Below are 17874 nucleotides of genomic sequence, written 5' to 3'. Positions count from 1 at the left end.
CCGACCGGGGCCGCGTCAGCCGGGCAGACCGGCCTGGCTGATGGGCCCCAGCTTGACGCCCTCCGGGTAGTACTTCCAGCCGTCCCGGATCCTGATCTTCTCGTCCCAGGGGAGCTTGTAGCAGCCGTTGGCCAGATCCCTGACCCAGGTGAGGTAGTTCTCCTTCTCCCCACCGGGTTTGCCCACATAGGCGCGGCAGCCCAGGTTGAAGATGTTGTTCTCCAGAGCCCAGTTCTCCCGTGCCTTGTCCACCAGGCGGGGGAACAGCTCGGCGGTGACGATCTCCCACGGGTTTCTGTGGCCCTGTTGCAGCACGTTGCCGTCGTAATTGCAGACGGTGCCTTCCCCGAAGTAGTAAAAGACGCCGTCATACCCGGCCAGATTGACCGAGATGGTGTACATCAGGTTCTGCCAGGCGTTGGTGCGGTTGGTCCAGATCCACTGGTCGTTGACCTGGGTGGAATAGCCGGAGATGCGGATGTAGACATTGGCCCCCTTGTAGGCGGCCTCCCGCGCCAGTTCGGGGAACATGCCGTCATGGCAGATGCAGACCGCCAGCCTGGAACCCTTGGGGCCCTCGCAGACCGGCATGCCGTAGTTGCCCGGCGACCAGGGTTCGATCGGCACCCAGGGCTGCAGTTTGCGGTAGTGCAGGGCAATCTCACCCTGGGAATTGATGATGATGCCCGTGTTGAAGGGCGGCAGGCTGGGGTCGTCGTTCTGCTCCATCAGCGAGAAGACCCCCCAGACGTCGTTGTTCCGGCAGGCCTCGCGGAAGCGGTCGATTTCGGGGGAGTCGATGCGCAGCAGCATCTCGTCGTAGGTCCAGATGGCGGTGTTCAGTCCCTGGGTGGAGTACTCAGGGAACACGACCAGGTCGAGATCGGGGTAGCCGGCCTTGGTGGTGGCGACCGCCTTGCAGATCTGATCCACCTGGGTCTGGATGTCCGCGGGGCTTTTGATCACGGGGACGGGGTACTGGATCATCGCCACGAGGAGAGCCTCTTCCCAGGCGCTGACGCTGCCGGTGCTGCCCATGAAGTCAAGAATGAAAGTCATTCTCATTCTTGAGGCCGCTTACGCACCGAAGCTGTCGCCTCGGCCACCGAATTCGCGCCTGTGCCCCTGCCTGACGCGCCGGGCGGGGCGTCACGGGGAGCAAGGGTGTGAGAATGGTTGTCATTCCGTGCCATCCCACCATTCCCCGTCACCGCCTGACCTCCCCGCCGGGGCCCCTGTCTCCGCTGGCGCGGGCCGCCCGCGACCGCCGTGGCTGAGCTGGTGGTCGCCGGGTCCGGTCCCCAGGCCCTCACCCTCTGCTGTCTGCTGCTGCAGAAGCGGCCCCAGTGGCGCCGACGGCTGCGGGTGCTCGACCCCAGTGGCACCTGGCTGGAGCGCTGGAACACCCAGATGCGCCGCTACGAGATTCCATGGCTGCGCTCCCCCTCCCCCCACCATCCCCATCCCAATCCCCACGCCCTGCGCCGTTTCGCCCAGGAGCGCCAGCGCGGGGCTGAGCTTGAGGGTCCCTACGGCCTTCCCCACACGGAGCTGTTCGCCGATTTCTGCCGCAGCGTCGTGGCCGACTTCCAGCTGGCTGACCGGGTGCAGGCCGTGGCGGTCGAGCGGATCCGGCTCGCTCCCGGCGGGGACGACGCCCTGGAGCTGGATCTGAGCGATGGTTCGGTTCTGGCCCCCCAGCGGCTGGTCATCGCCACAGGGGCCGAGGCGCCGGTGCTGCCGGACTGGGTCAGGGCCATCGAGGGCCCCTACCCGGCCGACGCCCTGCAGCACAGCCAGAGCCTCGACCTCGGCGCCTGCCGGGGTCTGGCGGGCCAGCATCTGGTGATCGTCGGCGGCGGCCTGACCAGCGCCCATCTGGCCCTGGGGGCCATCCGGCGGGACGCCCGGGTCAGCCTGTTCTGCCGGAGGATGCTGCGCCGCAAGCCCTTCGATGCCGACCCGGGCTGGCTGGGGCCCCGGTATCTCAAGGACTTCCGGGCGGAACCCTGCTGGCACCGCCGCCGTCAGCAGGTTCTGGCGGCCCGCGACGGCGGCTCGATCACCCCCGAGCTGGCCTGCCGGCTGCAACAGGCGCAGGCCGCCGGAGCGCTGCAGCTGAACGAGGGCTGTCAGATCGCCTCGGCCCGTTGGCGCCAGGGCCAGTGGCAACTGCACTGCCGCGATGGCAGCCAGCACCGGGCCGACCGCCTCTGGCTGGCCACCGGCCACAGCCTGGGGGTGAGCCACCACCCGTTGCTGCGCCAGCTGCAGCAACAGCGTCCCCTGGCGCTGGTCGAGGACTGGCCCGTGCTCAGCGGCGACCTGCGCTGGCCCGGTACCCGGGTGCACGTGATGGGGGGACTCTCCGCGCTGCAGCTGGGACCCGCGGCCCGCAACCTGTTCGGGGGGCGGGAAGCGGCGCACCGCATCTGCCGCGCCGCCCTCAAGTCCTGAACAGGCCGTACCCCGGGCCCCCTTCGCAGGGGAACCGGGGCAGAGAGCCGTGGGACCGCCGGGGTCCTAGTTGGCGCAGGCTTGCGACAGGGAGTGGATGGTCTGGACCTGGCCGGGGGCCAGGGCGAAGGTCAGGTCACCGGCGGAGCTGGGCACGGTGATCCGCATCGCCATGCCGTCGGCAGGGATCGGATCGAGGCAGCCGGCGTCGTACTGGGAGGAGCCCACCGGGATGGCCCCGTTGGCGGCGCCCAGAAGTTCCTGGCTGCGGTTGTCGAGGCTCCAGGCCTGTTGGCCGCCGTCGCTCATCACCATGGGACGGACGTGATCCAGCTTCAGCCCGGCCGTTTCCGCGTTCAGCCGCAGCCGCAGACCGGAGGGTGCGTTGATGTCCGAGCGCTCGAACAGGACGGCCCCCAGCTGGTGCCCCGAGCCGTCATCCAGATACCAGTTGCCCGTGTCATCGGCAAGGGCGGAAGCTGGGTTGAAGACGGGGGCGAGAAAAAGAAGCCCGGCCGCAACGATCCATGCCGTTCCGATACTGAAAAAGCGATGCAGATGTCGACGTAAATTCTGCATCGTGACGATAAAGTGTGTCTTCAATTTCCTGTCCTTCTCGTTTGAGCCTGTTCAACCTATGCACCTTAAATGATCCGGTGAAGACGGAAACCATCCCCTGACATCTCCAGCAGGAGCGCTACCTTCTCTCCTCATTATTTCGCGACTCATTTCCATCTCTTTCCAGTCCCTCATTACCCCGGCTCCACGGAGCGGCAGCCCCCGACCGTCCCGGCACCCGGGCGGCAACCCTCCGGCCTGGGCCAAAACCAGAGGCAGGTCGCCCGGGAGACGTCTCTTGCCGCCCGCCTTCAGGCCCGGGCCCTCGATAGCCTGAGCTCCGGTTGATCCGCTCCCGGTGACGCCTGCGCCCCTTGCCGGAACGACCTGATGGGAGCCCAGAGGATCCTGGTGCTCGGAGGTGGCTTTGCCGGGCTCTGGAGTGCCCTGGCCGCCGCCCGCCAGCTCGATCGGCTCGGCCTCGGCCCCGCCGCCGTTGAGGTGCTGCTCGTCAACCGCGACGCCTTCCACGCCATCCGCGTGCGCAACTACGAGCCCGATCTGGCGCCCCTGAGGGTGCCCCTGGAGACGGTGCTCGCGCCCGCCGGCGTCCGCTGGCTGGAGGGGGAGGTCGGCGACATCGATCCGACGGGCCGGACGGTGGCCGTGCACACCGCGGCCGGTCCGCAGGTGCTGGCCTACGACCGGCTGGTCTTCGCCCTCGGCAGTGAGCTGCGCCGGCCCCAGGTCCCCGGCCTGGCCACCCATGGCTTCGATGTCGACACCTACGGCGGCGCTTCCCGGCTGGCGGGGCACCTGGAGGCCCTGGCGGAGCACTCCGACGGCCCCGGTCGGTTCACGGCCGTGGTGGTGGGCGCGGGTCTGACGGGGATCGAGACCGCCTGCGAGCTGCCGGCCCGGCTCCAGGCCGTCCGGGAGCGTGCCGGCCTGGCGGGGCCGGGGCGGGTGGTGCTGGTGGACCACAACCCCCGGGTGGGCTCCGACATGGGGGATGGGGCGCGGCCCGTGATCGAGGAGGCCCTGGCGGCCCTGGGGGTGGAGTGCCGCCTCGGTGTGCGGGTGGACGGCCTCGATGGGTCGGAGATCCGCTTCGATTCCGGCGAGGTCATCGCCACCCGGACGGTGGTCTGGTGTGCCGGCATGCGCGCCAGTCCGCTCACCGCCGTCTGTGGTGTGCCCACCGATGCCCTTGGCCGGCTGCCGGTCAATGCCGATCTGCGGGTCGAGGGGCTGAGCGGCGTGTTCGCCGCCGGCGACAGCGCACGCCTCGCCCTGGAGGACGGCCACACCACGGTCATGTCCTGTCAGCACGGCCGTCCCATGGGCCGGTTCGCCGGCCACAACGCGGTCTGCGATCTGCTGGGGCTGCCGCTGTTGCCGCTGCGGATCGACTGGTACACCACCATCCTCGATCTGGGTCCCTGGGGGGCCCTCTACACCGAAGGCTGGGAGCGCCGGGTCGTCGCGACAGGGGAGGCGGCCAAGCGCACCAAGCGGCTGATCAACGGCCAGCGCATCTATCCCCCCCTGAACGGCGACCGGGCCGCGATCCTGGCCGCCGCGGCGCCGGTGATCCAGCGCCCACCACCGTTAGAGCCCCAAGAGGGCCAGCCATGAGCTCCCCAGCCAAGGAGAAGCCCACCGGCGCACCCATAGGGCGCCTCCTGGCGATCGCCCTGTTGCTGGCTGGGGTGGGCTTCTTCTTCAGCCAGGGCTGGCAGCACCGGCTGGATCTCGCCGCGCTGCAGGCCTCCCGCGAGCAGCTGCTGGCCTGGCGTCAGGCCGCTCCGCTGGCCAGCGCCGTCGCCTTCGTGGCCGTCTACGTGCTGGTGACGGGGCTGTCCCTGCCCGGCGCCACCGTGCTCACCCTGGCGGGGGGCGCCATCTTCGGCCTGCTCCAGGGCACGGTGCTGGTGTCGATCGGCTCCACCCTGGGGGCCACGGCGGCCTGCCTGCTGGCCCGCACCCTGCTGCGGGAGCCGGTGCGGCGCCGGTTCGGCCAGCGCCTGGGGCCGATCGAGGAGGGCGTCCGCCGCGACGGCACCGCCTATCTGCTCAGCCTGCGGCTGGTGCCGGTGGTTCCCTTTGTGCTCGTCAATCTGCTGATGGGCCTCACCCCCATGCCCCTGCTGCCCTTCGCGCTCGTCTCCCAGCTGGGCATGCTGCCGGCCACCCTCGTGTACGTGAATGCCGGCACCCAGCTGGGCCAGCTCACCAGCCTGGGCGGCCTCCTCTCGCCGGCCCTGCTGGCCTCCTTCGCCCTGCTGGGACTGCTGCCCTGGATCGTGAAGCTGCTGCTGGGTCGCTGGCGTCTCTGGCGCCTCTACCGCCCCTGGCCCCGCCCCCGCCACTTCGACCGCAACCTGATCGTGATCGGTGCCGGTGCGGCGGGCCTGGTCACCGCCTACATCGCCGCCACCGTGCGGGCGAAGGTGACCCTGGTGGAGCGGGACCGCATGGGCGGGGACTGCCTCAACACCGGTTGCGTGCCCAGTAAGGCCCTGATCAGCTCCGCCCGCCTCGCCGCCCGCTTGCGCCACGCCGACCGCTATGGCCTGACCCCCCAGGAGCCCCGGGTGGAGCTGCGCCGGGTGCTGGAGCGGGTGCGCCAGAAGGTGGCGGCCGTTGCCCCCCACGACAGCGTCGAGCGCTACACCGCCCTCGGGGTGGACGTGCGCCTTGGCCAGGCCCGCCTGATCAGCCCCTGGGCGGTGGCGATCACCGCCGCCGATGGCAGCGAGACCGTGCTCACGGCCCGCGCCATCGTGCTGGCCACCGGCGCCGCGCCGGTGATCCCGGCCCTGCCCGGCATCGACACCGTGCGGGTGCTCACCAGCGAGACCCTCTGGGACGCCCTGGCCGGGCACCCCTCCCAGAAACCCAGCCTGGTGGTGCTGGGGGGCGGCCCGGTGGGCTGCGAACTGGCCCAGGCCCTGGCCCAGCTGGGGCTGCCGGTGACCTTGCTGCAGCGCAACGACCGCCTGCTGCCCCGGGAGGATCCCGAGGTTGGGGCGCTGCTGCGCGAGGTGCTGGAGCGACACGGCGTGCGGGTCCACACCGGTTGCCGGGTGGAGCGGGTGGGGCCCGGCGCCTCCGGTGGCGTGCAGGTGCAGGTGGCAGTGGGCGGCGCCTCCCTGCTGCTCGAGGCGGACGAGCTGCTCTGCGCCGTGGGCCGCCAGGCCCGGCTGGAGGGCCACGGCCTCGAGGCCCTGGGCATCCCCACTGGCCGCACCATCGACACCGACGCCTATCTCCAGACCCTCTACCCCAACATCCATGCCGCCGGCGACGCCGCCGGTCCCTGGCAGTTCACCCACACGGCGGCCCATCAGGCCTGGTATGCGGCCGTGAACGGGTTGTTCGATCCGGTGCGCTTCGCCGTCGACGGCCGCGTCATCCCGCGCACCACCTTCACCGACCCGGAGGTGGCCCGGGTGGGGCTCAACGAAACCGAGGCCACAGCCCGGGGGGTGGCCTTCGAGGTCACCCGATTCCCCCTGGCCGAGCTGGATCGGGCCATCGTCGAATCGGCCGAGACCGGCTTCGTGAAAGTGCTCACCGTGCCCGGCAGGGACCGGATCCTGGGGGTGACGATCGTGGCGGAGCAGGCCGGGGAGCTGCTGGCCGAATTCGTGCTGGCGATGCGCTGGAACCTCGGCCTGGGCAAGGTGCTGGGCACGATGCACGCCTATCCCACCCTGGCCGAAGCCAACAAGTACGTCGCCGGGAGCTGGAAGAAGGCCCACGCCCCCCAGCGCACCCTGGCCCTACTGGAGCGCTTCCACACCTGGCGCCGGGGCGGCTGACAGGAACGGGTCGGGGTTGTGCAGGGCCACGCTCACCGCCACGGCACTGGCCAGCAGCAGCCACAGCAGCCGCAGGCCGATCAGTCCGGCGGCGGGGCGATCCAGGCTGGCCGCCGCCGCCACGCTCACCACCGCCACCAGCAGGCCCGCCACCGTGTCCGCGGCCGCCAGCACCGGGCTGTGCAGCCAGAAGAAGAACGTGGTGAACACGGCGAACAGCAGCCAGCCCACCGCTTCCGAGACCAGCACCAGCCCCCGGCGCCGGCCGGCCGTGTCCCCCTGGAGCCGGCCGGCACCGTCCTCCGGATGGAGGTTGGCCACCCGCGCCAGGGCCACCAGGGAGGTGATGTTCAGCACCAGCCACAGGGGCGCGAACAGCCAGTCGGGCGGGGCGTAGGGGGGCAGGCGGAAGCTGGTGTAGAAGGCGGCGTCACCCAGCACGCCCGCTGGCCAGAAACTGACGGCATTGGCGGCCAACAGGATCGCGGCGCCGTGCCACCAGCGGAAGCGTGGTGCCGGGGCCGAGGCGCTCACGCCTGGGAGTGGAGCCCGATCGTGTTGCCTTCGGTGTCGAGCACCAGGCTCATGAAGCCGTAGGCGCCGATCGACATCTTCGGCTTGATCACGGTGCCGCCGGCGCCCGCCACCCGGCTCTCCTCCACGGCGCAGTCGTCGCAGTGGAAATAGATCAAGGTGCCACCACCACCGCCCGGGGCCATGCCCTCCATCTTGGCCAGGGCCCCGCCGGCCCCCACCTTGTCGTCCTGCATCGGGAAGGCGTAGTACTCCATGCCCGTATCACCCATGGATTCCAGGGTGACCTCGAACACGGCTTCGTAGAAGGCCCGGGCCCGGGCCATGTCGTCGACGTAGAGCTCGAACCAGATGACGGGGTTGACGGCCATGGCTGCGAGGTGATTCTGGGGCCAAGATTAGGCCTGAAATTTTCGATTCAGCCCGCCACGCCCTGCTGCTGGCGCGGCGCCAGCGGGGTCCAGTTCTCCTTCACCAGCTGGCGGGCCCGGCCCAGGGCCAGGGCCCCGGCGGGCACGTCCTTGGTGAGGGTGGAGCCGGCCCCCACCGTCACCCCCGCCCCGAGGGTGATCGGCGCCACCAGCACCGAATTGGCCCCGGTCTTGCTGCCGCTGCCGATCACGGTGCGGTGCTTGCGCACCCCGTCGAAGTTGGCGGTGATCGTGCCGGCCCCGATATTCACTTCGGTGCCCAGGTCGGCATCGCCCAGGTAGCTGAGGTGGTTGGCCTTGCAGCCCTCCCCCAGCCGGCTGTTCTTCACCTCCACGAAGTTGCCGATGCGGCAGTCGGCGCCCAGGTGGCTGCCGGCCCGCAGCTGGGCGAAGGGGCCGATCGCGCAGCCGGGTTCCACGTGGCTGTCGCGCAGCACCGAATGGATCACCTCCACCCCGGAGCCCAGCTGGCTGTTCTCGATCAGGCAGCCGGGGCCGATGCGGCAGCCGTCGCCGATGCTGCTGGCCCCACGGAAGTGGCACTGGGGCTCCACCAGCACGTCGCGGCCGAAGCGGGTGTGCTCGGACAGGGTGCAGCTGGCGGGATCGGTGAAGCTCACCCCCTCCGCCATCCAGTGGCGGCGCAGCCGGTCCTGCAGCGCCGCCTCGCAGTGGGCCAGCTGCTGGCGGTCGTTGATGCCGGCCACCTCGTCCGGGTCACCCACCTCCATGTGCATGGCTGGCCGCAGCAGGGCCACGGTGTCCGTGAGATAGAGCTCGCCCTGGTCGTTGTCGGTGCTCAGGCTGGGCAGCACGGTGGCCAGCCGGGCCCAGTCGAAGCAGTAGATCCCCGCATTGGTGAGGGTGTTGGCGAGCTGCTCGGCATTGCAGTCGCGATGCTCCACGATGCCGCTCACCTGGCCCGCCGCGTCGGCGAAGACCCGGCCGTAGCCGCTGGGGTCCGCCAGCCGGGCGGTGAGCAGGGTCACGGCGGCGCCACTGGTCCGGTGGGTGGAGAGCAGGGATTCCAGGGTCTCCGGCCGCAGCAGCGGCACGTCGCCGTTGAGCACCAGCAGCTCGCCCTCGAAGCCTTCCAGTGGCCCGAGCAGCTGCTGCACCGCATGGCCTGTGCCGTTCTGGGGCTGTTGCAGCACGAACTCCAGGCCCTCGATGCCGGCGAGGGTGCGCTCCACCCGATCGGCCTGGTGCCCCACCACCAGCAGCTGGCGGTCGGGGGCGAGCCGGTGGCAGCTGCCCAGCACCCGCTCCACCAGGGTGGCGCCGGCCAGGGGCTGGAGCACCTTCGGCAGGGCACTCTTCATGCGGGTCCCTTTCCCGGCGGCCAGAACGGCAACGGCGAGCATCGGCGGCGGCGGGGTGACTGCGCCGGAATCTACCGGTGCCCTTCGGCGTGGCCCAGTCCGCCGGGGCCCTGGCGTCGCGGCAGCCGGGCCGGAGGGGCGTCGCTCCGCTCCTGCTCCCGGCGGCGCCGCTCCAGGATCGCGGCGGCGGTGTCGGTGGTGGTGGGGTCCCGGTAGGGCACGCCGGCGCGGCTGGCCAGGTGCTCCCGTTCGAACGGCTCCAGGGGGCGCAGGGATGGATGGGCGGGCACGGGCGTGAAGCTGGCCGCCGTCCCGGCGCTCCAGCGTTCCGGCTCGTCGGCGGGCGGCCGGATCGCTCCCAGCTGCAGGCCCAGATCCTGCAGAGTGCGGCGCACCGCCGCTGCGGAGCTGTAGGTGAGCAGCCGGCCGTCGGGCCGCAGCAGTCGCACCAGCCGCCCCAGGAACTCCACGCTCCAGAGCTGGGGGCAGCGCAGCGGGGAGAAGGCATCCAGCAGCACCAGGTCGCAGCGACCCGCCAGCGTGTCCAGCAGCTCCGGCAGCCGGTGGCGGGCATCGCCAAGCCGCAGGCGGTCGCCGCCGCTGAGCTCCTCCAGCCGGCCGATCACCGCGGCGGGCCACTGGCCCCGGAAGCCGGCGTCCGCCAGGGCCAGGGCCAGGGGCCGCTGGTCCAGGTCCAGGCCCCACCAGTCCAGTTCCAGGCCGGCGGCGGTGGCGGCGGCGAGCAGGGCGGCGGTGTTGGTGCCGGTGCCGACGGCCACCTCCGCCACCACCAGCTCCCGGCCCGGGGCGAAGCGCTCCAGCGCCGCCGGGACCACGAACTTCTCGTTGGCCTCGCGCAGGGCGCCGGCGGCACTGTGGAAGCCCTCGTCGCAGCCGCGGCTGTAGAGACTGAAGCTGCCGTCGCGCCCCCGCCGGGGCAGCAGCTCGGGACCCGGTTCCGGCTCTGCCGACTCAGTGCCGCAGGCGGGCCAGGTCATCCCAGAAGCCGGGGTAGGAGACGGCGGCCGCCTCCGCCCGCCCCAGGCGGGTGTCGCCCCGGGCCACCAGGGAGGCCACCGCCAGGCTCATCGCCACCCGGTGATCCGTCTCGCTGTCCACCTCCGCCCCGTGCAGCGGCGTGGGGCCTTCGATGCTGAGGCCATCGGCGTGCTCCTCGAGCCGGGCCCCCATCGCCGTCAGCTGGCGGGCCATCACCGCCAGGCGGTCGGTCTCCTTCACCCGCAGTTCCGCCGCGCCGCTGATGCGGCTCACCCCTTCGGCACAGCAGGCCGCCACCGCCAGCACGGGGATCTCATCCACCAGGCGGGGGATCATCGGCTCTTCGATGCGGAAGGCCCGCAGCGGACCGTGCTGGACGTGCAGATCCCCCACCGGCTCGCCGGCCACGTCACGGCTGTTGAGCACCGTGATCCGGGCGCCCATTTCGGCCAGCACATCGAGAATGCCGGTGCGGCTGGGGTTGAGCCCCACGTTCTCGACCGTGAGCTCGGCCCCCGGGGTGATCGCCGCCGCCACCAGCCAGAACGCGGCGGAGCTGATGTCGCCGGGCACCACCACGGTCTGGCCTTGCAGGGCGGGTCCGGGTCGCACGGTGATGAACCGTCCCCCGTCGCCATCCACCTCCAGGTCGGCGCCGAAGGCCCGAAGCATCCGCTCGCTGTGGTCGCGGGTGGGGGCCGGCTCGATCACGGTGGTGGGCCCGTTCGCCGTCAGGGCGGCCAGGAGCAGGGCGCTCTTGACCTGGGCCGAGGCCACCGGCGTGCCGATGACGCTGCCGTGCAGGGTCTGCCCCAGCACCGCCAGGGGGGCCAGGTTGCCGTCCTCGCGTCCCTGGATCCGGGCGCCCATCTGGGCCAGGGGGGCTCCCACCCGGCGCATCGGCCTCGAGCGTAGGGAGGCATCGCCTGTGAGCACGAAGTGGCGCCCCGCCCGGCCGGCCAGCAACCCCAGCATCAGCCGCATGGTGGTGCCGGAATTGCCGCAGTCGAGCACGTCGGCGGGCTCCCGCAGCCCGTCCAGGCCCACCCCCTCGACGGTCACCACCTGGCCGTCAGCGATGGGCGAGACCGTGACGCCCATGGCCCGCAGGCAGGCGGCGGTGCTCAGGGGGTCCTCGGCGGGCAGCAGCCCCTCGATGCGGGTGGTGCCCTCGGCGATGGCCCCGAACAGGAGCGAGCGGTGGGAGATCGATTTGTCGCCGGGCACCGTCACGTGGCCCCGCAGGCTGCCGCCGGCGCTCAGAAGCAGTTGCTCCGGCAACGCGGCTGCGCTGACATCGACGCTCACGGAGGAGGACAACAGCGGAGGCGCCAACTGGAGCGATCCTATGGAGCGGCCGGTTCAGGGCCCACGGCCAGGGTCCTCAGCCAGGGCCCTCAGTCAGGGGCGGATGCCGACGGCCCGCAGCCTGGCCGACAGGCTCCAGACCTCCACCACCAGCCGGTGCCAGGGGGTGATCGTCTCCATGGCCAGGCCCATGGGGCTGGGGGCGGCGGCCCGCAGGGCCCGCGCCGCCGCCAGGGACCGGCGCGCTTCGTCGAGCCGCACCCGCAGCTGGTGCTGGTCGGCCAGGGACAGCACCGTCTCCGGGCAGTGGTCGAGCAGCAGAAGGCCGCGATCGAAGGACTCGGCGTAGTCCTGCAGCAGCGGCACCAGGATCTCCTCCAGCAGGGGGCCGGTGGGATCAGGGAGGGAGGGGGCGGGAGCCATCGCTTCAGCCTAGGAATCCCCTCCCCGACCGTTCGGGTGCGGATCACCAGCCCCCGGGCAAGGCCGTGGAACGATGGGGCCCGAACGGGTCGCCCCATGATCGACGTCGCCGTCTGGGATGGCCTGCTGCGCCGCCATGTCGATGGGGAGGGCCGGGTGGATTACGCCGCCTGGCAACGGCAGGGCGCGGAGGAGCTGGAGGGCTGGCTGGCGGCGCAGCGCCCCTTCGATCCGGATCCCGGCGCCGGGCCCGAGGCGTTCGCCCTCTGGATCAACCTCTACAACGCCCTGGTGATCCGCCAGGTGCTGGCCCGCTTGCCGCTGGCCTCGATCCGCCCCAGCGTCGCCGGGGTGCCCAACTGGCCGGCGTTCCTGGCCTTCTTCTCCCGGCCGGTGATCACCCTGCAGGGGCAGTCCCTCAGCCTCGATCGGATCGAGCACGGCCTGCTGCGGCCCCGCTTCGCTGACCCCCGCCTCCATTTCGCCCTGGTCTGCGCCGCCAGGGGCTGCCCCCTGCTGCGGCCGGAGGCCTATCGCCCCGAGCGGATCGCGGCGCAGCTGGAAGAGGACGCCCGCCGGTTCCTGGGAAACCCGCTGAAGCTGCGCTTCGAACCGGCCCGCCGCACCCTGCACTGCAGCCGGATCTTCCAGTGGTATCGCCGGGACTTCCTGGCGGAGGCCCCCTCGATCGCCGCCTACGTGGGCCGCCACCGGCCGGACCTGGATCTGCCGGCCGACGTCCGCATCGCCTGGCTCCCCTACGACTGGGCCCTCAACGGCTGAGCGTCAGTCACCGGCCGCCAGACGCTGAGCCTCAATCCCGGATCTCGCCGTACATGCGCTTCAGCCGCGCTGCCGGCACCCCCAGGCCCCAGAGCAGGCCGATCGCCAGGTAAATGCCGGTGGCTTTCCAGGAGCCCCAGCGCGCCACCCGGCGGTCGGAGGTCTCCACCACCCGGTTGAGCTGCCGGATGCGGCCCAGCCGGCCCAGCCGGGTGCAGAGATCGGCGTCCTCCATGATCGGCAGGCGCTCGTCGAAGCCGCCGCAGCGCACGAAGTCGCTGCGGCGGCAGAACATCGCCTGGTCGCCGAACAGGACCCGGAAGCCGTTCAGCAGATAGCGGTGGGGCCGGAACAGCAGGGCCGCGTAGTGGGTCTTGAGGGCGTTGTGCAGGCTCACGCCCCAGCGGGTGCGGTCACCGCCCCGCATCAGGGCCAGGAAGCCGCCGCCGCTGATGGTCGGGTCGGCCAGGGTGGCCCTCACCAGCTGCACCAGATCCGAGGGGACCAGGGTGTCGGCATGGAGGAAGCAGAGGATCTCGCCGCGGGCCGCCGCCGCCCCTTGGTTCATCTGCACCGCCCGCCCCGGCCGTCGCGAACGGATCACGCGGCAGCCGTGCACGTGGGCCCTGGCCAGGGTGGCGTCGGTGCTGCCGCCATCCACCACGATCACTTCGGCGGCCGCCGGATCGAGGACCTCCAGCTGCTGCAGGGTGCGCCCAAGATGGCCGGCTTCGTTGAGGGTCGGGATAATGATCGAGACCGACCTTGCCGTCACCTTGCTGCGCAACAATCTTGCATTCTACGATCAGCAGGCGGCCTGCTGGTGGGAAGAGTCGGCGACGATCTTTCCCCTCAGCCAACTCAATCCGCTTCGCTTTCTCTTCTTCGATCAGTTCGTTTCCGACTGGCGGAATCTGCGGGTTCTGGATGTGGGTTGCGGCGGTGGCTACACCTGCGAATTCCTGGCCCGTCGGGGCGCCCTTGTCACGGGCATCGACCGCTCCGCCCCCTGCATCGCGGCGGCCCGCAGCCATGCGGCCACCTCGGGTCTGGAGATCGCCTATCAGGTGGGTATCGCCGAAGAGCTTCCCTTCGCCGCCGGCAGCTTCGATGTGGTGGTCTGCGTCGATGTGCTGGAGCATGTGGATTGGCCCGAGGCGGTGATCGCCGAGATCGCCAGGGTGCTCACCCCCGGAGGAACGGTCTGCTTCGACACCATCAACCGCACCTTCCGCTCCAGGCTCACCATGATCTGGCTGCTGGAGACGCTGTTGCGGCTGATCCCTGCCGGCGTCCACGACTGGCGGCGGTTCGTGCCCCCGGCGGAGCTGCGGCGCTGGCTGGAGGCCAGCGGCTTCAGCGCCATCACGATGCGGGGCATGGACCTGTTCGGCCGCGGTCCGCTGCGCACCCTCGGCCGGCTGATCCACTACCGCCGCACCGGCGGTTTCCAGGTGGGCTTCGACCAGGACCTGGCCGTCATGTTCATCGGTGTGGCCGGCCTCAGCCCAGCAGCAGGCCACCCGACTCGCTGAAGGCGGCCCTGGCACTGCGCAGGTCGAAGAGCAGGTCCTCCAGGGTGAGCTGGTCCAGTTCCCGCTCCAGGGCCTGCACCAGCCGGCGGTTGAGCACCCGGGTCACCCGGTCGCTGGGGCGGGGGTCCTCCTCCCCTTCACCCAGGGCGATCAGGCTGCCGGCCGGGGCCTCCACTGCCGCCAGGATCGCCGCCAGGGGCACCTCCGCGGGCGGACGCCGCAGCCGGTAGCCCCCCTGCCGGCCCCGGCGGGCCTCCACCAGGGCGGCCCGGCGCAGTTTGAGCATCAGCTGCTCCAGCATCGGGCCGGGCAGGTCCTGGGCCTCGGCCAGGGCGCTCACCGACTGCCAGCGCGGCGGATCCAGGGCCAGCTCCAGCAGGGCCTTGAGGGCGTAGATGCCGCTGCGGCGCAGCATCAGCGGCCGGCCGCGAGGCGCTCCAGCACGTGCTCCAGGGTGTAGCCGAACAGGGCGGGATCGGGCTCGCCCCGGCCCAGATCGTCGAGGCCCAGCTCGCTCCAGCGGCGATCCACCCGGGCCTCCAGGGCGGCATCCCGGCCCAGGGCCTGGCCCCAGTCGTGCCGTTTCTCCGGGCCGATCTTGGTGGTGGCGTCGATGGCGAGCCGGCCGCCCAGCCCCAGCCGCTCGCTGGCGAAGTCGAGCGAGTCGAAGGGGGTGTCCTCCAGCACGAACAAGTCCCGCTGGGGATCCACCTGGGCGCTGATCGCCCAGATCACCTGGCGCGGGTCGCGGATCGCGATCGACTTGTCGACCACCACCACGAACTTGGTGTAGGTGAACTGGGGCAGGGCGCTCCAGAAGGCCATGGCCGCCCGCTTGGCCTGGCCCGGATAGGCCTTGTCGATGGCGATCACCGCCAGCTTGTAGCTGAGGCCCTCCATCGGCAGGAAGAAATCGACGATCTCCGGGATCTGCTGGCGCAGGATCGGCGTGTAGATGCGGTTCAGGGCGATCGCCAGCATCGCCTCCTCCTTCGGCGGGCGGCCGCTGAAGGTGGTCAGGAAGATGGGGTCACGGCGCTGCGTGACGCAGTGGAAGCGCACCAGGGGCGAGTCCTCCTCGCCGCCGTAGAAGCCCATGTGGTCGCCGCAGGGGCCGTCCGGGAGCACCTCCCCGGGCGTGATCGTGCCCTCCAGCACCACCTCGCTGTGGGAGGGCACCTCCAGATCGAGGGTCTTGCAGCGGGCCAGCCGCACCCCCTCGCCGGCGTAGAGGCCGGCGAACAGCCATTCGCTCAGCTGCACCGGAATCGGCGTGGCCGCCGCCATCACCAGCAGCGGATGGACGCCGATCGCCACCGCCACCTCGAGCTTGCGGCCCAGGGCCGCCGCCTTGCGCAGGTGCCGGGCCCCGCCCCGCACGCTCAGCCAGTGGACGGTGGCCGTGTTGATCGACTGGCGCTGCAGCCGGTAGACGCCGACGTTCGGGACCCCGGTCTCCGGGTCCTTGGTGATCACCAGCCCGAGGGTGATCACCCCGCCCGCGTCCCCCGGCCAGGGGCGCAGCAGGGGCAGCTGATCGAGGTTCACCTGCTCGCCCTTCAGCACCTGCTGGTGGCAGGGGGGGGTGAGGTCGAGGTCGGGCCGGGCCCGCACCAGGTCCCAGAACACCCCGCCGAACTTCATCACCTCCTTGAGGCCCTTGGGGGGCCGGGGCTGCTGCAGCAGGGCCAGCTTCTCGCCGAGGGCCTCGAGCTCCTCGGGCCGCTCCATGCCCATGCTCCAGAGCACCCGTTCCACGGTGCCCATCAGGTTCACCGCCACCGGCATGGGGGAGCCGATGACGTTCTCGAACAGCAGGGCCGGGCCGCCCATGGCCAGCACCCGGTCGGCGATCGCCGCCAGTTCCAGGTCCGGATCCACCGGCGCCGTGATGCGCCGCAGCTGGCCGCGCCTTTCCAGCAGGCCCATGAAATCGCGCAGATTGCGCTGCCGGCCCAGGGCTTTGCCGATCCCGTCTGCCACCACCCCCGCCACGTCGTCCTGCGCCGTCGAGCTGCTGCCTACTGTGACGCACCCCCGTGACGATCGCGTTCCGTGCTGCTCTCCTATTTCCACACCTCCGAAGCGGTTCCCCCCCTGCTGCCCCCCGAAGAGGACGGCCCGGACGCCGCCGTGGTCATCGACGTGCTGCGGGCCACCACCACGATCGCCTGGGCCCTGGAGAACGGGGCCGAGGCGATCCAGGCCTTCGCCGACCTCGGCAGCCTCGAAGCCGCCGCCGCCGACTGGCCGGCCGCCCGGCGGCTGCGGGCCGGTGAACGCGGCGGTAAGCGCGTGGAGGGCTACGACCTGGGCAACTCCCCCCTGGCGGTGACCCGGGAGCGGGTGGAGAGCAAGCGCATCTTCCTCAGCACCACCAATGGCACCCGTTCCCTCGACCGGGTCCGGGACGTGCCCCTGCTGCTCACCGCCTGCCTGCCCAACCGCACCGCCGTGGCCCGGCGGCTGATCGAACGCCAGGCCCTGCGGGTCTGGATCGTGGGCAGCGGCTGGGAGGGGGACTATTCCCTCGAGGACAGCCTGGCGGCGGGGGCGGTGGCCTCGGCGGCCATCGAGCAGGCGGTGGCGCCCCACATGGGGGTCCGCTGCGCCAACGACGAGATGCTGGCCGCCCTCGCCCTCTGGCAGCAGTGGCGCCATGACACCGAGACCTGCCTGCGCAGCGCCAGCCATGGCCAGCGCCTGATCGGGCTGGGCAACCACGACGCCGACTTCGCCTGCTGCGCCGCCGTCGACAGCCTGGAGATCGTGCCGATCCAGGCCGAACCCGGGGTGCTGAGGGCCAGCTGAAGCTCTCCTTGCCCCCCTTGGCGGGTCCCTTACGATTCGCCGGTCTTGGAGCGGTCCGGCGGTGAGCAGTTTTCTGGCGGCGGCCCTGCAACTCACCAGCACGCCGGACCCGGACGCCAATTTCTCGGCGGCCGAGGAGCTGATCGAGCTGGCCGCCCGCCGCGGCGCCGACCTGGTCGGCCTGCCGGAGAACTTCGCCTTCATGGGCGATGACGCCCGCCGGCTGGAGCTGGCACCGATCCTGGCCGAGCGCTGCAGCCGCTTCCTGGTCACGATGGCGCGCCGCTACCAGGTCACCCTGCTGGGGGGCGGCTTCCCGGTGCCGGCCGGCGAGGGCCAGACCTTCAACCGCGCCGAGCTGGTGGGCCGGGAGGGCCAGCTCCTGGCCCGCTACGACAAGATCCACCTCTTCGATGTGGACCTGCCGGACGGCATCACCTACCGGGAGTCGGCCACGGTGCAGCCCGGCCACGAGCCGCCGCCGGTGGTCGACGTGCCGGGCCTGTGCCGGGTCGGCCTCTCGATCTGTTACGACGTGCGCTTCCCCGAGCTCTACCGCCAGCTGGCCGGTTCCGGGGCCCAGCTGCTGATGATCCCGGCGGCCTTCACCGCCTACACCGGCAAGGACCACTGGCAGGTGCTGCTCCAGGCCCGGGCCATCGAGAACACCGCCTACGTGCTCGCCCCCGCCCAGACGGGCCTCCACTACGGCCGCCGCCAGACCCACGGCCATGCCCTGGTGATCGACCCCTGGGGCACCGTGATGGCGGATGCCGGCGTGGAGCCGGGCCTGGCGATGGCCCCGGTCGACATGGCCCACGAGGCCAGGGTCCGTGCCCAGATGCCGAGCCTCCAGCACCGCCATCCGGCGTTGTTCTGAGTGGTG

General features: G+C 71.4%; 18 protein-coding genes. 7 read left to right on the top strand and 11 right to left on the bottom strand.

What is annotated here, in order from left to right:
- Positions 1–15: 15 nt before the first annotated feature.
- Positions 16–1059 (bottom strand): formamidase, encoded by a 1044-nt coding sequence (locus CJZ86_RS10645; protein ID WP_233133970.1) that lies wholly within the window; start codon positions 1057–1059, stop codon positions 16–18.
- Between the two features lie 210 nt (positions 1060–1269).
- Here CJZ86_RS10645 and CJZ86_RS10640 point away from each other — a divergent pair, with 210 nt between their 5' ends.
- Entirely contained in the window at positions 1270–2457 is a 1188-nt protein-coding gene (locus CJZ86_RS10640) for an FAD/NAD(P)-binding protein (protein ID WP_094585922.1), read from the top strand.
- Between the two features lie 66 nt (positions 2458–2523).
- On the opposite strand, the gene CJZ86_RS10635 is transcribed toward CJZ86_RS10640, so the two are convergent.
- Positions 2524–3036 (bottom strand): hypothetical protein, encoded by a 513-nt coding sequence (locus CJZ86_RS10635; RefSeq protein WP_094585921.1) that lies wholly within the window; start codon positions 3034–3036, stop codon positions 2524–2526.
- Between the two features lie 369 nt (positions 3037–3405).
- Between CJZ86_RS10635 and CJZ86_RS10630 the strand changes: the two genes are divergently transcribed.
- Positions 3406–4653: an NAD(P)/FAD-dependent oxidoreductase gene (locus tag CJZ86_RS10630; RefSeq protein WP_094585920.1), complete on the top strand. Its 1248-nt coding sequence runs from the start codon at positions 3406–3408 to the stop codon at positions 4651–4653.
- The gene (locus CJZ86_RS10625; RefSeq protein ID WP_198960120.1) at positions 4650–6842 is read left to right on the top strand and encodes a dihydrolipoyl dehydrogenase family protein; all 2193 of its coding nucleotides are present in this window, start codon (positions 4650–4652) and stop codon (positions 6840–6842) included. Before CJZ86_RS10630 ends, CJZ86_RS10625 begins: the two co-directional genes overlap by 4 nt.
- On the opposite strand, the gene CJZ86_RS10620 is transcribed toward CJZ86_RS10625, so the two are convergent.
- The 6 genes from CJZ86_RS10620 to CJZ86_RS10595 form a co-directional block, all read right to left on the bottom strand.
- Entirely contained in the window at positions 6804–7376 is a 573-nt protein-coding gene (locus CJZ86_RS10620) for a tryptophan-rich sensory protein (protein WP_094585919.1), read from the bottom strand. The genes CJZ86_RS10625 and CJZ86_RS10620 overlap by 39 nt on opposite strands.
- Positions 7373–7747, bottom strand: a complete 375-nt coding sequence (locus tag CJZ86_RS10615; protein WP_094585918.1) for a VOC family protein — start codon at positions 7745–7747, stop codon at positions 7373–7375. The genes CJZ86_RS10620 and CJZ86_RS10615 overlap by 4 nt, the downstream gene beginning before the upstream one ends.
- 47 nt (positions 7748–7794) lie before the next feature.
- Complete coding sequence (gene glmU / locus CJZ86_RS10610; RefSeq protein WP_094585917.1) at positions 7795–9171, bottom strand: bifunctional UDP-N-acetylglucosamine diphosphorylase/glucosamine-1-phosphate N-acetyltransferase GlmU; 1377 nt, start codon at positions 9169–9171, stop codon at positions 7795–7797.
- A 29-nt stretch (positions 9172–9200) separates the two neighbouring features.
- Positions 9201–10127 (bottom strand): MnmC family methyltransferase, encoded by a 927-nt coding sequence (locus tag CJZ86_RS10605; protein WP_094585916.1) that lies wholly within the window; start codon positions 10125–10127, stop codon positions 9201–9203.
- Positions 10102–11409: a 3-phosphoshikimate 1-carboxyvinyltransferase gene (aroA, locus tag CJZ86_RS10600; RefSeq protein WP_094585915.1), complete on the bottom strand. Its 1308-nt coding sequence runs from the start codon at positions 11407–11409 to the stop codon at positions 10102–10104. Before aroA ends, CJZ86_RS10605 begins: the two co-directional genes overlap by 26 nt.
- Before the next feature lie 120 nt (positions 11410–11529).
- A complete protein-coding gene (locus CJZ86_RS10595; RefSeq protein ID WP_094585914.1) occupies positions 11530–11859 on the bottom strand; it encodes a DUF2605 family protein in 330 nt (109 codons plus the stop codon).
- A 96-nt stretch (positions 11860–11955) separates the two neighbouring features.
- Here CJZ86_RS10595 and CJZ86_RS10590 point away from each other — a divergent pair, with 96 nt between their 5' ends.
- Entirely contained in the window at positions 11956–12642 is a 687-nt protein-coding gene (locus tag CJZ86_RS10590) for a DUF547 domain-containing protein (RefSeq protein WP_094585913.1), read from the top strand.
- A gap of 31 nt (positions 12643–12673) precedes the next feature.
- Here the strand turns inward: CJZ86_RS10590 and CJZ86_RS10585 are convergent, their stop codons facing one another.
- A complete protein-coding gene (locus tag CJZ86_RS10585) occupies positions 12674–13417 on the bottom strand; it encodes a TIGR04283 family arsenosugar biosynthesis glycosyltransferase (protein ID WP_094585912.1) in 744 nt (247 codons plus the stop codon).
- Here CJZ86_RS10585 and ubiG point away from each other — a divergent pair.
- Entirely contained in the window at positions 13392–14177 is a 786-nt protein-coding gene (gene ubiG / locus CJZ86_RS10580) for a bifunctional 2-polyprenyl-6-hydroxyphenol methylase/3-demethylubiquinol 3-O-methyltransferase UbiG (RefSeq protein WP_233133969.1), read from the top strand. The two genes, CJZ86_RS10585 and ubiG, sit on opposite strands and share 26 nt — an antisense overlap.
- Here ubiG and CJZ86_RS10575 read toward each other — a convergent pair.
- A complete protein-coding gene (locus CJZ86_RS10575; protein WP_094585910.1) occupies positions 14146–14592 on the bottom strand; it encodes an RrF2 family transcriptional regulator in 447 nt (148 codons plus the stop codon). The genes ubiG and CJZ86_RS10575 overlap by 32 nt on opposite strands.
- A complete protein-coding gene (locus tag CJZ86_RS10570; RefSeq protein ID WP_094585965.1) occupies positions 14592–16106 on the bottom strand; it encodes a UbiD family decarboxylase in 1515 nt (504 codons plus the stop codon). Before CJZ86_RS10570 ends, CJZ86_RS10575 begins: the two co-directional genes overlap by 1 nt.
- Before the next feature lie 126 nt (positions 16107–16232).
- On the opposite strand from CJZ86_RS10570, the gene CJZ86_RS10565 reads away from it, so the two are divergent.
- Positions 16233–16988, top strand: a complete 756-nt coding sequence (locus CJZ86_RS10565) for a 2-phosphosulfolactate phosphatase family protein (RefSeq protein ID WP_094585909.1) — start codon at positions 16233–16235, stop codon at positions 16986–16988.
- A 61-nt stretch (positions 16989–17049) separates the two neighbouring features.
- Positions 17050–17868, top strand: coding sequence for a carbon-nitrogen hydrolase family protein (locus CJZ86_RS10560; protein WP_094585908.1), 819 nt, complete (start codon positions 17050–17052; stop codon positions 17866–17868).
- Positions 17869–17874 lie beyond the last annotated feature (6 nt).

Source organism: Synechococcus sp. BO 8801, assembly GCF_002252675.1.
Classification (GTDB): Bacteria; Cyanobacteriota; Cyanobacteriia; order PCC-6307; family Cyanobiaceae; genus Cyanobium.
This window is presented reverse-complemented; position numbering and strand designations above follow the sequence as displayed.

What these genes read in the sequence shown, in the direction of transcription:
- CJZ86_RS10645 (WP_233133970.1), bottom strand. Translation starts at nt 1,059, where the DNA reads ATGACTTTCATTCTTGACTTCATGGGCAGCACCGGCAGCGTCAGCGCC.
- CJZ86_RS10635 (WP_094585921.1), bottom strand. Translation starts at nt 3,036, where the DNA reads ATGCAGAATTTACGTCGACATCTGCATCGCTTTTTCAGTATCGGAACG.
- CJZ86_RS10630 (WP_094585920.1), top strand. Translation starts at nt 3,406, where the DNA reads ATGGGAGCCCAGAGGATCCTGGTGCTCGGAGGTGGCTTTGCCGGGCTC.
- CJZ86_RS10625 (WP_198960120.1), top strand. Translation starts at nt 4,650, where the DNA reads ATGAGCTCCCCAGCCAAGGAGAAGCCCACCGGCGCACCCATAGGGCGC.
- CJZ86_RS10615 (WP_094585918.1), bottom strand. Translation starts at nt 7,747, where the DNA reads ATGGCCGTCAACCCCGTCATCTGGTTCGAGCTCTACGTCGACGACATG.
- glmU (WP_094585917.1), bottom strand. Translation starts at nt 9,171, where the DNA reads ATGCTCGCCGTTGCCGTTCTGGCCGCCGGGAAAGGGACCCGCATGAAG.
- CJZ86_RS10605 (WP_094585916.1), bottom strand. Translation starts at nt 10,127, where the DNA reads ATGACCTGGCCCGCCTGCGGCACTGAGTCGGCAGAGCCGGAACCGGGT.
- CJZ86_RS10595 (WP_094585914.1), bottom strand. Translation starts at nt 11,859, where the DNA reads ATGGCTCCCGCCCCCTCCCTCCCTGATCCCACCGGCCCCCTGCTGGAG.
- CJZ86_RS10590 (WP_094585913.1), top strand. Translation starts at nt 11,956, where the DNA reads ATGATCGACGTCGCCGTCTGGGATGGCCTGCTGCGCCGCCATGTCGAT.
- ubiG (WP_233133969.1), top strand. Translation starts at nt 13,392, where the DNA reads ATGATCGAGACCGACCTTGCCGTCACCTTGCTGCGCAACAATCTTGCA.
- CJZ86_RS10575 (WP_094585910.1), bottom strand. Translation starts at nt 14,592, where the DNA reads ATGCTGCGCCGCAGCGGCATCTACGCCCTCAAGGCCCTGCTGGAGCTG.
- CJZ86_RS10570 (WP_094585965.1), bottom strand. Translation starts at nt 16,106, where the DNA reads ATGGGCCTGCTGGAAAGGCGCGGCCAGCTGCGGCGCATCACGGCGCCG.